Annotated in this window: 13 protein-coding genes and 1 CRISPR repeat array; of the genes, 5 read left to right on the forward strand and 8 right to left on the reverse strand. The window is 38.5% G+C overall.

Features of this window, described 5'->3' with window-relative positions:
* The first annotated feature begins 4 nt into the window (after nucleotides 1-4).
* Nucleotides 5-838: an NPCBM/NEW2 domain-containing protein gene (locus OTK01_RS12940; RefSeq protein WP_029228532.1), complete on the forward strand. Its 834-nt coding sequence runs from the start codon at nucleotides 5-7 to the stop codon at nucleotides 836-838.
* A 32-nt stretch (nucleotides 839-870) separates the two neighbouring features.
* On the opposite strand, the gene OTK01_RS12945 is transcribed toward OTK01_RS12940, so the two are convergent.
* Complete coding sequence (locus tag OTK01_RS12945; RefSeq protein ID WP_029672115.1) at nucleotides 871-1,221, reverse strand: type II toxin-antitoxin system HicB family antitoxin; 351 nt, start codon at nucleotides 1,219-1,221, stop codon at nucleotides 871-873.
* A 248-nt stretch (nucleotides 1,222-1,469) separates the two neighbouring features.
* Between OTK01_RS12945 and OTK01_RS12950 the strand changes: the two genes are divergently transcribed.
* Entirely contained in the window at nucleotides 1,470-2,024 is a 555-nt protein-coding gene (locus OTK01_RS12950) for a biotin transporter BioY (protein WP_029228534.1), read from the forward strand.
* On the opposite strand, the gene recD2 is transcribed toward OTK01_RS12950, so the two are convergent.
* The 5 genes from recD2 to OTK01_RS12975 form a co-directional block, all read right to left on the reverse strand.
* Nucleotides 1,954-4,179, reverse strand: a complete 2,226-nt coding sequence (gene recD2 / locus OTK01_RS12955) for an SF1B family DNA helicase RecD2 (RefSeq protein WP_029228535.1) — start codon at nucleotides 4,177-4,179, stop codon at nucleotides 1,954-1,956. The genes OTK01_RS12950 and recD2 overlap by 71 nt on opposite strands.
* A 49-nt stretch (nucleotides 4,180-4,228) precedes the next feature.
* The gene (locus OTK01_RS12960) at nucleotides 4,229-4,741 is read right to left on the reverse strand and encodes a hypothetical protein (RefSeq protein ID WP_029228536.1); all 513 of its coding nucleotides are present in this window, start codon (nucleotides 4,739-4,741) and stop codon (nucleotides 4,229-4,231) included.
* Between the two features lie 81 nt (nucleotides 4,742-4,822).
* Nucleotides 4,823-4,972, reverse strand: a complete 150-nt coding sequence (locus tag OTK01_RS12965) for a YvrJ family protein (RefSeq protein ID WP_013404408.1) — start codon at nucleotides 4,970-4,972, stop codon at nucleotides 4,823-4,825.
* A 112-nt stretch (nucleotides 4,973-5,084) separates the two neighbouring features.
* A complete protein-coding gene (locus OTK01_RS12970; RefSeq protein WP_013433703.1) occupies nucleotides 5,085-5,297 on the reverse strand; it encodes a DUF2922 domain-containing protein in 213 nt (70 codons plus the stop codon).
* A 57-nt stretch (nucleotides 5,298-5,354) separates the two neighbouring features.
* On the reverse strand, nucleotides 5,355-5,567 hold the full coding sequence (locus tag OTK01_RS12975; protein WP_029228537.1) for a DUF1659 domain-containing protein: 213 nt from the start codon (nucleotides 5,565-5,567) through the stop codon (nucleotides 5,355-5,357).
* 208 nt (nucleotides 5,568-5,775) lie between these two features.
* On the opposite strand from OTK01_RS12975, the gene spoVAC reads away from it, so the two are divergent.
* Genes spoVAC through spoVAE form a run of 3 tightly spaced genes read left to right on the forward strand, consistent with a single transcriptional unit; the run spans nucleotide 5,776 to nucleotide 7,664 of the window.
* On the forward strand, nucleotides 5,776-6,234 hold the full coding sequence (spoVAC, locus tag OTK01_RS12980) for a stage V sporulation protein AC (protein WP_029228538.1): 459 nt from the start codon (nucleotides 5,776-5,778) through the stop codon (nucleotides 6,232-6,234).
* A gap of 18 nt (nucleotides 6,235-6,252) precedes the next feature.
* Entirely contained in the window at nucleotides 6,253-7,266 is a 1,014-nt protein-coding gene (gene spoVAD, locus OTK01_RS12985) for a stage V sporulation protein AD (RefSeq protein ID WP_029228539.1), read from the forward strand.
* A gap of 44 nt (nucleotides 7,267-7,310) precedes the next feature.
* Nucleotides 7,311-7,664 (forward strand): stage V sporulation protein AE, encoded by a 354-nt coding sequence (gene spoVAE / locus OTK01_RS12990; protein ID WP_029228540.1) that lies wholly within the window; start codon nucleotides 7,311-7,313, stop codon nucleotides 7,662-7,664.
* 48 nt (nucleotides 7,665-7,712) lie between these two features.
* On the opposite strand, the gene csx20 is transcribed toward spoVAE, so the two are convergent.
* Nucleotides 7,713-8,111 carry a CRISPR-associated protein Csx20 gene (gene csx20, locus OTK01_RS12995; RefSeq protein ID WP_029228541.1) on the reverse strand — a complete coding sequence of 133 codons (399 nt, stop codon included), beginning with the start codon at nucleotides 8,109-8,111 and terminating at the stop codon, nucleotides 7,713-7,715.
* A gap of 495 nt (nucleotides 8,112-8,606) precedes the next feature.
* Nucleotides 8,607-9,650: direct repeats of the CRISPR family, unit length 30 nt; unit sequence GTTTGTAGCCTCCCCTTTGGGGATTGAAAC.
* A 684-nt stretch (nucleotides 9,651-10,334) separates the two neighbouring features.
* Nucleotides 10,335-12,341, reverse strand: a complete 2,007-nt coding sequence (locus tag OTK01_RS13000) for a beta-propeller domain-containing protein (protein WP_029228542.1) — start codon at nucleotides 12,339-12,341, stop codon at nucleotides 10,335-10,337.
* Nucleotides 12,342-12,637: the final 296 nt, after the last annotated feature.

The raw sequence follows: 12,637 nt of genomic DNA on the forward strand, positions 1-12,637 counted from the left end.
AGTGATGAAAAAGAGATTACTTGCTTTCTTGTCGTTTGTCATTCTAATAAGTTTTGCCCTTGGTGTTGTGGCATCTTCACCTACAAACTACAAAGTTCTTTATGAAAAGCTCTTGAAAGACTACAACGTGTTAAAAAGTGAAAACCAGAAATTAAAAAATGAAGTTACAACCTTGAAGAAAAAAACTGATGATCTGCAGAAAAAAGTAACGTCTCTGCCTCAATTATCCTACTATGACATTGTAGTCAATGGTGTTCCTACAGCTCAAAAAGTGCCCTTTATAAGTTACGGTGGAAGAAGGTATGTTCATTTTGATTCTATGCTAAAAACATTTTTGAATGTTGGAGACACAGGTTATATCTTTAATGACCAAACGAAAAGAGTTGAAATAGGGGCATTTGTGAAGAACAAAAATGGAGTTTGGTTAAGTGACTTGGAGTATTTTGATAGAGAAGGAAGTTATAATGGTTTTGGTTTCAATGCAACTGATATTGTTGTAAATGGTAAAAAATTCTATAAAAATATATGGTGGAAGTTCCATGGCTGGAAAGGATACAAATTTAATCTCACATATAAACTACATGGAAAATACAAGAAGCTTCAATTTAAATATGGTATCGATGATGATTCAGATAAAGGAATACAAGCAGCTGTTCGAGTGTATGGAGACAATGAAATTCTTGGAGAGTTCAAAACCGAACTTTATGATGATCCTGGCTTGGCAAGTATAGATTTAACAGGAGTTAATTATTTGACTCTTGAGTTTGAAACATTAACTAATAGCAGTGGTGGATATAACTGTATTATTACCATATGCGACCCATTACTTATTCCGTAAATGCAGAAGCGGAGCGCAGTACGCTCCGCTTTTTATGTTTTTGTCTTTCTCTTTTCACAACTTTCTAAAATATTTAAGTCCTCTGAAATCACAGGTGGAACAATATAAGGTTGCTTTAACATTTTGGATAAATCATTATCTCTACATCCTAAAGCATATGAAATTAAATCTTTATAGTCCTCTTTATATTCTTCGGGGGATGGAATTGGCAAACCTTTTTCCTTTGCTGTTTCAATCCAGCACTTTATTGCATCTTGAACATTTTCCAATGCTTCTTGGGGGGTGTTGCCGTCAGATATGCACCCAGGCAGCTTTGGAACAATAGCAATATATCCACCACCATCTTCCTCTGATAGCTTTATAATCTCCACTTTATAATCCATTTTTATCACTCCCAAAATTGTTTTTTAATTCATTTATAAGTTTCAAAGCTTTTTTAACATAATACCACATTTGATATCATTTTTATAAGCAATTTTCAATCAAATTTTTTACAGCATTCTATTTTCAAGAATGTAATACTTAACCAAAACGGAGGACTTCAACTCCCTCTTGACAGATACAATAAGTTGCTGATATATTTTAAGTAAACCATATCATAATAATAAGTTTACATTTGGGAGGTATGAAAATGGAAAGTGCAAAGAGCACAAGTACTACAAAGATGCTGGTTTTATCTGCTCTCTTTACTGCAATAGTTGCTGTGTGTGCGCAAGTTTCAATTCCAATTGGCCCTGTTCCATTTACACTGCAGGTTCTGGCAATTTTCTTGGCAAGCCTTGTTTTGCCGCCAAAGTATGCGTTTTTGAGCCTTCTTGTATATGACCTTTTAGGGGCTGTGGGCGTGCCTGTGTTTGCTGGATTTACCGGCGGTCTATCTAAATTTGTAGGACCCACTGGTGGGTATTTGATGGCATTCCCGATTGCAGCGTTTGTTACAAGTTATATAAATACAAAAAAGCCAATAAAAAATGAGGCAGCAAATGCCTCAGTGGCACTTATTTTAGGTCTTGCAATCATCTACATCTTAGGATTTTTGTATCTGTCGTGGGCTGCACACATGACACTTAAAAAAGCTTTTGCCGCTGGTGTTGCACCGTTTATAATTCCTGATGTCATAAAGCTTGCAATTGCGTATTTGATTGCCCGCGCAATAAAAAGTCGCAAAGTCCTGAATATCGCATAGCCTCTTTTTGGTTTGCAATCATGTACTCTAAGGCACTTTTTTTCCCCACCAGCACAACAAGCTCTTTTGCACGCGTAACTGCCGTATACAGAAGGTTTCTTGTCATCAAAATAGGGTAGGTCTCAACAACAGGCATCACTATGCACCTGAATTCAGACCCTTGCGATTTGTGAACAGTCATGGCATATGCAAGCTCCAGGTCGTCAAGCAGCGAAAAGTCATAATACACGAGCTTTTCATCGTCAAACAAAATCTCCAGCGCACCTTGCGCCCTGTCGATGTCTTTGACAACTCCGATGTCGCCGTTGAATATCCCTGTTGAACCCCTGCCCTTCTCCTCTCCTTGTACAATCTCATATTCCAGCGAATAGTTGTTTTTTATCTGCATGACCTTGTCTCCAACCCTGAACAGGTTTTCTTTATAAGCATACTCTTTTTTAGATTGATGAGGTGGGTTGAGATGCTGCTGCAGCACGCGGTTTAGGTTGTACATCCCAACAATCCCCTTTTTAGAAGGGCACAGGACCTGGATGTCTGTCATCGGGTCGCACGAAAGATAGTTTGGAAGTTTTTTGGTCACAAGCTCAACCACAGTTTTCAAAATCTCTTCCTGAGAGTTTTTCTGGATAAAATAAAAATCGCTCTCTTTTTGAAGGTGCGGAAACTCTCCTCTGTTTATTCTGTGAGCGTTGAGGACTATAAAACTATTTTCGCTCTGGCGGTACACCTCTGTCAAAGTAGTGCAGGGAACAATTTCGCTTTTTATAAGGTCTTTCAAGACATTTCCTGCACCAACTGATGGAAGCTGGTCTTTGTCTCCAACAAGCACAATTCTGGTTGACGGCTTTGTTGCAGCAAGAAGATAGTTCATAAGGAAACTGTCTACCATGCTCATCTCATCAACAATGATGACATCGCATTTTAAAGGATTGCTTGGTCCTCTCTGGAAAATGACATGTGTGTCTAAAACTGTCATCTCCAAAAGCCTGTGGATTGTCTTTGATTCTCTTTCGCAGGCTGCCTGCATCCTCTTTGCAGCTCTTCCGGTTGGTGCGCAGAGAAAAACCTTTTTGCCTTCACTCTCGAAAATCTGAATTATGCACTTTATAATTGTGGTCTTACCTGTTCCCGGTCCGCCTGTGATGATGCTAACACCTTGAGTTAGCGCCATCTTGATGGCTTTTTTCTGATTTGGTGAAAATGCAATGCCGTTTCTCTCTTCAAACAGTGAAATTTTTTCATCTATATCGGCAATGTCATCATACTCTTTTAGCATTGAAAGGATTTTATCTGCTATATACCTTTCACACTCATAGTAACCGTACAAAAACACCATATCTTGAGAGTCAACTTCATCTTTCACAACTCTTCTTTCTACCTCTAAAGCTTCAAGTGCCTCTTCTATTTTTTCCACTGGAAGGTCAAGGGTTTTTGAACAAAGCTGTTTGAGCCTATTTTCTGGCAGGCAGGTGTGCCCCTCGTTGTTTGCAGCCAGAGTCAAAAGGTTGAGTATCTTGGCAGATATTCTCCTTCTGTCATCCGGCATAACTCCCATGTCAAGTGCAAGTCTGTCAACCTTTTTAAAGTCAAGCTCTGGGAACACGTCCAAAAGAAAATATGGATTTTCCTGCAAAAGCGACAGAGCAGAAAATCCATAAAGTTTAAAAAGTCTCATTGCATGGTTCTGTGAAAGTCCGTACTGGGAAAAGATTGACATGATGTCTTTCAAAAATTTCTGGAATGCAAACATGTTTCTTATTCGCTCAACCTTTTCTGGTGTCATGCCGCGAATCTGCAGAAGCTTTTCAGGTTCTTCTTGGAGCACTCTTGCAGTGTCGTCCCCAAAGGTATCAACAATCTTCTTTGCAGTCTTCTGCCCGATACCTTTTATCACTCCAGAGGAAAGATAAAGATATATCTCATCCTTTGTCTGTGGCAAAAGCTTTTCAAGGTAGCTTACTTTCAGCTGCTGACCGTAAACAGGATGAACATAAAACTCACCGTAAACGCTCACCTTTTCGCCGATGGCAATGTCTGGCACAACTCCTACTGCTGTGAACACCTCATCGTCGCAGATTATCTCAAACACCGTATAGCTATTTCCCAAGTTCCTGTAGATTATATCGCTCACCATTCCTTGAATGTTTTGCTGCATATTGTTGATTCTTCCCCTTCAAAAATTGCAATTTGCCTGCTACATTATTTTACTCCAATCCGAACACATTCTCAAGCTCACACTCTTCTTTTATTATAAGCGCACCCTGTGACCAGATACCCTGCAGATAGTCTGTTATAACAGAAGCAAGAGTTATCCTCTTTTTAAAGTACTTCGCAGAACCAAGACATCTCAAAACAGCACCGCAGCGCAAAAGCATCTCAAAATGGTCGATTTTGTCGTCAATTCTAAATATCTGGCTCATGTTGACATAACCGAAAATGGGGTCTGTTTTCACAACTGCTTTTCTTGTCTTTACAGGAATGAATGTGGCATCCGGAAGAACAATGGGAAGAAGATTTTTCTGACCAATCCGCTGGGAGATAAGCTTTTTGATTGCCTGGCAGTCTATCGCATAAAGTGAATATAGCTTCTTGGAAAAACTTCGAATTGACATTGGCACAATCTTTTTTTCACCGCTCAAAAAAAGAATCAGCACACTATCACCATTTTCTGTGTAGTGTGGCACAAAGTATATGATATCCTTTGGAATGCTGTTCAAAGCTATCACCATCCTGAGAAAGGCTTTAATTTCCATATTTTTAAAAGTATATTTTTATTATATCGAACATTCTTTTGCATGTCAATTGTTTTTCATCTGCAAAATCTTTTCAGAGAGCTTGTCGATGCTGTCAGAAAGCTTGTCTATCTTGCTTTCAAACCTTGTGAGAAGATATATGCAAAGCACAATTGGAAAACCTATGTTGGCAATGTTGGCAATTATATCTTGCATGTTTTTCACCTCCCGTTTTGAATTTGTTTATGTACGTTTAAAAAGTTTTTTAAAAACATGCCGACCTGCCAAATATAAAAAGGTCAGGTCGGCACGCATCTTTATTAGTTCTTTATTGTCCGATTAATGTGTTTACCTCTCTGTCAACAATTCTTGCTGATACCTTCTCAACAATTGGGCTTGATGTTGCGAATATGTTCTTTTGAACAATCAAGTTCATCACGCTGTCAACCTCGGCAGCTGTCAAGTTTGGCTTTGGGTCGGGGATGGAAAGCCTGAATGTCTTGCCGTTTTGAAGTTTGAATGTTAAAACCAGAGTGAGCATGTTTTTCTCACCTCCTTTCTGCTATTTTTTTGAGCTCTCATGAAGCTGCCGCGTCAATTAGTATAAAAGCTCAAAGTTGTTGCTTCTTATAATTGTGTACAGCGGCTTTGACTGAAGGCTTGCAATTGCCTGGCCAACCTGATACACATCCATATCCTGGGCATCTGGCTTGATGTCAAAAGAGAGCGTCTTGAGCCTTATTCTTCCAGTGGATGTCGTGCCGTTTTCAAGCTTGAGTTGCAATGAGCCTATAAGTGGTTTTGCTGCCATCTTCGCCTCACCTCCTTTCTGCCTTTATTTTAAACCCTTGGTAGGGGCATTTTCAAAAATTATTCGAACGTTTGTTTGTAAAATCCAATCGATATTTTAAACCAAATCTCAATCAGACTATTTCAAATCTCAGCTGGATGTGAATAAATCTCAAAAAAATTTAAAATAATATCATCTTGAGGTTTTGTTTGCGGGGGTGCTTTGCAAAGTGAACATCAAAGAAAAGAAAGCCTCTGAATACCAGGCACTTGTAAAGGCAAATGAGCCAAAGACAAACTCTTTCAAGAACTGCATCTTGGCATTCTTAGTTGGCGGTGCTATCTGCGATGTTGGCCAGGCGTTTTTGAACCTCTACAGCAGCTTCTTCCCAAAAGATGAGGCTCAAGTTCTCACATCCATCACAATGATTTTTCTTGGAGCTTTTCTGACAGGTCTTGGAGTGTATGACAAAATTGGCGCTTTTGCAGGGGCAGGGTCCATCGTTCCAATCACAGGTTTTGCAAACTCAATTGTCTCACCTGCCATTGAGTACAAAAAAGAGGGGTTTGTGTTTGGCGTTGGAAGCAAGATGTTCTTGATTGCAGGACCTGTTCTTGTATACGGAATTTCCACATCCATACTGGTAGGGCTTTTGTATTATCTTGTGAAAGTATTTCCTGGGATATGAAAGCGAGGTAGCCTTGCGATGAAGCTTGGAAGGTCAACATACAGATTTGAATCAAATGTGGCTATATCCGACTGCTTCACAGTTGTTGGGAAAAAAGAAGGGCAGGGACCTCTTTCAATATATTTTGACATGGTCATTGAAGATGAGTATGCAGGACAAAAATCTTGGGAACTTGCAGAGGGAAAGCTTTTGAACATTGCCATTACAAAGCTTGTACAAAGAACAGGGGAAAACCCAGATAACATAGACCTGATTTTAAGCGGTGACCTTTTGAACCAGCTGTCAAGCTCACACTTTGCTGCAAGGGATTTGGACATTCCGTTTGTTGGCATCTACGGTGCATGTTCTACCTTTGCGCTGTCTGTTGGGCTTGCTTCAATATTTGTCGATAGCAGCTTTGCAAAAAATGTTATTGCCGCAACATCCTCTCACTTTTGCTCTGCCGAAAAGCAGTTCAGATACCCTTTAGAGCTTGGGACACAGAGACCTCCAACATCCCAGTGGACTGTGACAGGCGCTGCTGCCTTTTTGATAAGGCAAGAAGATAGCCTAAATAGCCCAAAAGTAACACACTTTACAGTTGGCAGGATACTTGATTTTGGAATAAAAGACCCTAACAACATGGGAGCTGCAATGGCACCTGCTGCGTTTGATACCATAATGAGGCACTTTTCTGACACAAAAAGAAGTTTTGAATACTACGACATGATAATCACAGGTGATTTGGGGTATGTCGGAAGAAAGCTTTTAGAAGAGCTTTTTAAAAAGGAAGGGATAAGCTTTTGCTCAGAGCTTTTTGACTGTGGAATTTTGATGTTCGACCCAAAGACTCAAAACACGGGTGCAGGTGCAAGCGGGTGTGCAGCCTCTGCCTGTGTGTTTGGCGCCTATCTTTACAAGCTTTTGCGTGAGCGCACATTTGAGAGGATTTTGATTGTACCAACTGGTGCTTTGATGTCTGCATCAACAGTTCAGCTTGGTGAGAGCATCCCTGTAATTGCCCATGCACTTGCCATTGAGATGGTGCAGTAAACTTGTCGAAGATTAAGATTTTTCATGAAGGGGTGGTGGGAAAAATGGAGTACCTGAAGGCTTTTTTGGTTGGAGGGCTTATCTGTGTTGTCGGGCAAATTCTTATTGACAAAACAAAGCTGACATCTGCAAGGGTGCTTGTTTTGTTTGTGACGCTCGGGGCAGTGCTGCAAGGCCTTGGAATATACCAAAAGCTTGTTGAGTTTGCCGGGGCAGGGGCAACTGTGCCCTTGCCCGGCTTTGGGTATTCATTGGCAAAAGGTGCTATCGAAGAGGTTAAAAAAATCGGGCTTGTTGGAGCGTTCACAGGTGGCGTTTCAAAAACAGCTGGCGGAATCTCTGCTGCGGTGTTTTTCGGGTATGTAATCTCGCTGATTTTTAATCCAAGGAGTAAATAGTAAAATTTGGGATGAGCTAAAACATATATCGGGTTGCATCCTTTTTTATTAGCGACACAGAATGTATTTTCTAAACCTTTCATGTCTGAAAATCTTGTGAAGCTCTACAGAACCATCTGGCCTTACAACTTCCTTTGCCACTCTTTTTGTTGTTGCATAAATGGGCACAAATCCGTTTTTAAAACACCAGCTCACAATGTAAACTGTTGCTCCAAAGTCACCCTGAACAAGGCAAAAGTTTTCTTTTTCTCCTTTGTTTTGCAGCAAAAAAGCTGTGATGCCTTCAAACATCTCTTCTGTCAGCTCTACATCTGGCGGAATGCTACTCCAAAAATCTTGAAGCTGTGGCGGAAGGCTTACAATCTCTTCAACCTGTAAAACTTCTCTTGCTTCTTTTTCTTGTTCTTCAGAAAGCTGGTGGTTGAAAATTAAAAATAGTTTGTTCAATATTACCACTTCCTCTCATAAAACTTTAACTCAATAGGTGGGTAGCAAGCAAAGACTCTTTTTATATGATACAATTGTTAAGCAAAATTTTAAAGTTCAAAAATCATGCGAGGCTGCTTGTTTATTAATAAGTATTTGTATTCAGTTTTATAACTTCCAGGTTAGAAAATTGATTTTGGAGACATGTACTATACATGCTTTTGTAATATTATTCATTATTACTGAGGTACTTATGTATTGATATGCATTTTGACTAAAAGTCATATCCGTCGACCTCAGGTGCAAAATTTTTTTAAGCTGATTTGTATTCGGTTTCATGTATGTGGGATGTGGGTTTGAACGGATTTCTGGCAGTTGCTGGATAGACGGAAGGCTTTAAAAGGCTTCTTTTCTTTGATGCAACTGGGTTTGTGTTGATTTTGAGGGGATGTATTAAAATAAAAACATTGACAGAGGTGCATAAAGTTGATATAATAAAATCAAGCTTTTCAACCTGTTTGTAGCCTCCCCTTTGGGGATTGAAACTTTTTAAAAGTTTCGAAAGGGGGGAATAGAACCAAGGTTTGTAGCCTCCCCTTTGGGGATTGAAACGAAAAAAGCTTGAGCAGAACATAGATGAGGCTATTGTTTGTAGCCTCCCCTTTGGGGATTGAAACGAAGTCAATCATATGCGGGAAAAAGAAAGAAGAAAAAAGTTTGTAGCCTCCCCTTTGGGGATTGAAACCCAGCAAGGCACACACCGGCAAATAACCGCTATCGAGTTTGTAGCCTCCCCTTTGGGGATTGAAACTCAAACAAAAAAGCAGTGTTTTTGTACACTGCTTTCGTTTGTAGCCTCCCCTTTGGGGATTGAAACCTTTGCATTAACAAATCTAATACACCCTTGAAAAAGTCCAGTTTGTAGCCTCCCCTTTGGGGATTGAAACACAAAGAAATAATAGAGAAAAGACAAGGTTCTATAAAAGTTTGTAGCCTCCCCTTTGGGGATTGAAACACAAAAGCTTTACAAACAACAAAACAAAGGGAAAATGTTTGTAGCCTCCCCTTTGGGGATTGAAACTCAACCGTTGCAAAAGTTACACCTGCCGCCGCCATAAGTTTGTAGCCTCCCCTTTGGGGATTGAAACAGAGTCAATTTTGTTTTTTAGAAGCTTATCTAAATTGGTTTGTAGCCTTCCCTTTGGGGATTGAAACGTATCCATATCAATAAAATCAATGTTTTTCAATTTTGTTTGTAGCTTCCCCTTTGGGGATTGAAACCAATAGTATACACACAAGTCCACCAACCCAAGAAGGAGTTTGTAGCCTCCCCTTTGGGGATTGAAACAGTGGTTATAAGGGATTCATTGACATAAACTGTATCGTTTGTAGCCTCCCCTTTGGGGATTGAGGTGGGGAGGGGTTTGTAGCCTCCCTCTTGGGAATTGAGGATGGAGGAGGGTTTGTAGCCTTCCATTTGGAGATTGAAACTGTTCGGAGATGGGATAAATTTTGATAGTGGTACAAAAGGTTTGTAGCTTTCCCTTTGGGAATTGAGAAGAGAGATTGAAACTAAATTCTAATGCGCATATATAATAAAAAAGGCAGGAAAGAGGAGCAATGAATATGCTTTTTTCCTGCCTACCTTTATATTTGGTTTTCTTCACTAAATCTAATCGTGACGTTAAGCATCGCAATCCTTTTTGAAAAGTACCTTTTATTAAGAATGACAAACCAAGTATAATAGCAAATACTTTTTCGCCGCAAAAAAGACCATTTCAACATAATTGACGCACAAGCAAGGTTAAAAATTACGTAAAGCCAACTTCCAATTTGAAAATGGTCTTTTCTTCTTTTAACTTAATGTCTTCTATATATCCAAATCCAAGCGCATTTTTGAGCCTTAAACCTGCATCATAAACTGTTTCAACTATGTTTTCATCACCTTCAATTAATAAAAGCCTTTCTAAGAAAGAAAACTTATTCGTGAAAGATAACTGTCAACCTCACCATCTTTGCCTTGACGCAAAACTTCATCAGTTTCATTAGAAATTCTTTTGACTCATCCCAGTGAGAACCTTGCCCAAGACCACTTCTGCAGACAAATTCCCCAATATCATGCATCAAAGCTGCAAATGCAAGAGTATTAATTATTTCTCTATACTGCGAGCCAAATTATCACAATCAGTGTAAGAGTTAAATGTATATACGAAAGATGGTCACCATGTAAAACTATTATTTTCTTCAAAAACTCTTCCCACTTGCCCTGATATACTTTATTTCTTGCATATTATCCAATCTACTTGCCTTTATGTATGAATTAGAGATGGTATATAAAGCATCTTTAATCACCAAAAAGCCCATGATACCATCTGACTTTGCAGCTTTTTTATATTTTTCCTCTACGTGTTCGGGGAGTTTAAAATCAATATCTCTATCTTCAAGAGGATGAGAAATTTTGCTTTTTAGTTCAAATCCTTTTTTAAAGTCAATTTTGTAAACGTACGCTCCACGAAAACACATAAATGGCAATTTAGCCTCTTTGTAGACTATTACAGCTAAAGCTACAATGCCTCTTTTTTTATCCAAAAGAAATGCTCTTTGGTCTTTATTATCATCCCAGTAAGCTCCAGCATCACTTCCTATTAATGTGCTGAACAGCTCTTTTGGCCTTTTTACATCTGATAGGTCATACATTGCAATTTTAATACTGTTGTAATAGCCCATTTTTTTGTATTTCTCAATTGGCTCATAAGATGTAACCAAGGCATATTTCTCATTATACGAATACAAAGATGTAGCATAGCTGGGCATGTTAAGATAGCCAAGGAGATTAGGTTTTTGTGGGCTGGAAATATCAACAACAATAAATGGGCCTTTCCTTTTTGGAATCTCAGATGTAAAAAGATTTTGCGGTGGATTGGGATATGTTCCTAAATATACTCTTTTTCCTAATGATTTTGCTGAATATATCTTTTTATTTGGAGCAAAGTTTTCAAGTTTGCCGACTATCTTCATATTGTTATCTAAAATATATACGTTGTTTGAATCAACTTCTCCTTTGAGAAGCTTTTGTGTTGAACTACACGAAGATGTAACAATCCTAAAGTAGCTACCAATCTCATCCATAGCTCCTTGGTAGACAATTTTCCCTTTTACAGTGGCATAACTCTCAGGTGCAAAACCTCCATCAGTCAGCTTAAACTTGCTCACAGTTGTGCTGATAAGACTTTGCCCTTTAAGTTCTTTTCCATCATTTTTCGCTTTATTTGATGTATTTACTTTAGCCCTACATGGTATTGCAATGTACAGATTTTTTTGAGACACAAACATATCTTCCATACCACCAAGAATTGCAATTATCTTAGCTGGTTTCAAAGTTCCAAGTTTTAAAGATGAAACTATTGTATATTCATCAAACACAAAATTCGGAACGTAGTATATCTCAGAAAAGTCTATTTGCTTTTCCCCGCCTTTTACTGCAGAGTCATAATAGCATGGCTTATAAAAATTTGGGTCGTTCTTCCAGCTGCCTTCTCCCTTTAAAAGCTCCCAGCCTTCAGACCATCTGACAGAGGCTAAATACAAAGTATCCCTTACAAGTCTTGAGTCAAATAACCGTCCATCTTGATAGAAAGTTCGGACGAGAGTTGGCTTTTTCCTATTTGAAATGTCATAAATGTAGCATGCTGTTTTTGTAAGAACACTGTCTATTGAAAGGGTTCGCAGCTTATCAAAGTAAATATTTTCTTTTAGAGAAGATACCTTTTGATACAAACCAACCACAGCAAGACATGTACCATTTACATAAATCTGACATGGCATAAAATTTTTATTCAGTATTATCTCAGTGGTCTTTTCCATTTGCCTCGGAGGATAGGCTTTTATTATAACAATCTTTCTTGTATCACCCAAGATGAAAGCTTTGTAAATATACTCCCCATCATAAGCTATCATATTGCCCTGTTTAACCACTTCATCATCAAACACTGTTTTAACAAAGTTTATACCATCTGGCATAATCATATCAAGCTTTGACCAATACCAGGTATATTTTGCCTCATATGGTCTTACATAGCCTACTTTTTGGTCAGAGTTTAAAAGTGCAGTTTCAATCTTTTTAAAATTTTCAAAGGTTTTTAAAACTGAAAACCACTGTCTTTCTTCACTTGCAAAGAACTCTCCTTTTGCACCAATAACAAAGCCAAGAAGAAATATTAGAGAAATCCCCAATCCAATTTTTCTTATCATTAGAATTTTTCACCTTCTTATTAGCTGTTTATTTTGTCTTATTTTATTATACCAATCAAGCAAATTTTATTCAATGTTCTTGTATGAAATGTAATGAATTTGACTTTTTGATACTATCTGTCTCTTTTTGATTCTGCCTTGTATTTGTTTCTGTTATAATTTTATATTCACTTTAGTTCTTTTTTCATCCCATTCAAAATTCCTTTACTACAAAATCGACAACTACAACAATTGTAAATACCTTCAAGCCATCAACAATTCTGAGCATCATATTAAAGCCCTGTGAAAACTGCTGA

The organism is Caldicellulosiruptor acetigenus, assembly GCF_026914305.1.
In the GTDB taxonomy this organism is placed as follows: domain Bacteria; phylum Bacillota; class Thermoanaerobacteria; order Caldicellulosiruptorales; family Caldicellulosiruptoraceae; genus Caldicellulosiruptor; species Caldicellulosiruptor acetigenus.

Coding starts and splice junctions, on each gene's coding strand:
- OTK01_RS12940 (WP_029228532.1), top strand. CDS start 5: ATGAAAAAGAGATTACTTGCTTTCTTGTCGTTTGTCATTCTAATAAGT.
- OTK01_RS12945 (WP_029672115.1), bottom strand. CDS start 1,221: ATGGATTATAAAGTGGAGATTATAAAGCTATCAGAGGAAGATGGTGGT.
- OTK01_RS12950 (WP_029228534.1), top strand. CDS start 1,470: ATGGAAAGTGCAAAGAGCACAAGTACTACAAAGATGCTGGTTTTATCT.
- recD2 (WP_029228535.1), bottom strand. CDS start 4,179: ATGCAGCAAAACATTCAAGGAATGGTGAGCGATATAATCTACAGGAAC.
- OTK01_RS12965 (WP_013404408.1), bottom strand. CDS start 4,972: ATGCAAGATATAATTGCCAACATTGCCAACATAGGTTTTCCAATTGTG.
- OTK01_RS12970 (WP_013433703.1), bottom strand. CDS start 5,297: ATGCTCACTCTGGTTTTAACATTCAAACTTCAAAACGGCAAGACATTC.
- OTK01_RS12975 (WP_029228537.1), bottom strand. CDS start 5,567: ATGGCAGCAAAACCACTTATAGGCTCATTGCAACTCAAGCTTGAAAAC.
- spoVAD (WP_029228539.1), top strand. CDS start 6,253: ATGAAGCTTGGAAGGTCAACATACAGATTTGAATCAAATGTGGCTATA.
- spoVAE (WP_029228540.1), top strand. CDS start 7,311: ATGGAGTACCTGAAGGCTTTTTTGGTTGGAGGGCTTATCTGTGTTGTC.
- OTK01_RS13000 (WP_029228542.1), bottom strand. CDS start 12,341: ATGATAAGAAAAATTGGATTGGGGATTTCTCTAATATTTCTTCTTGGC.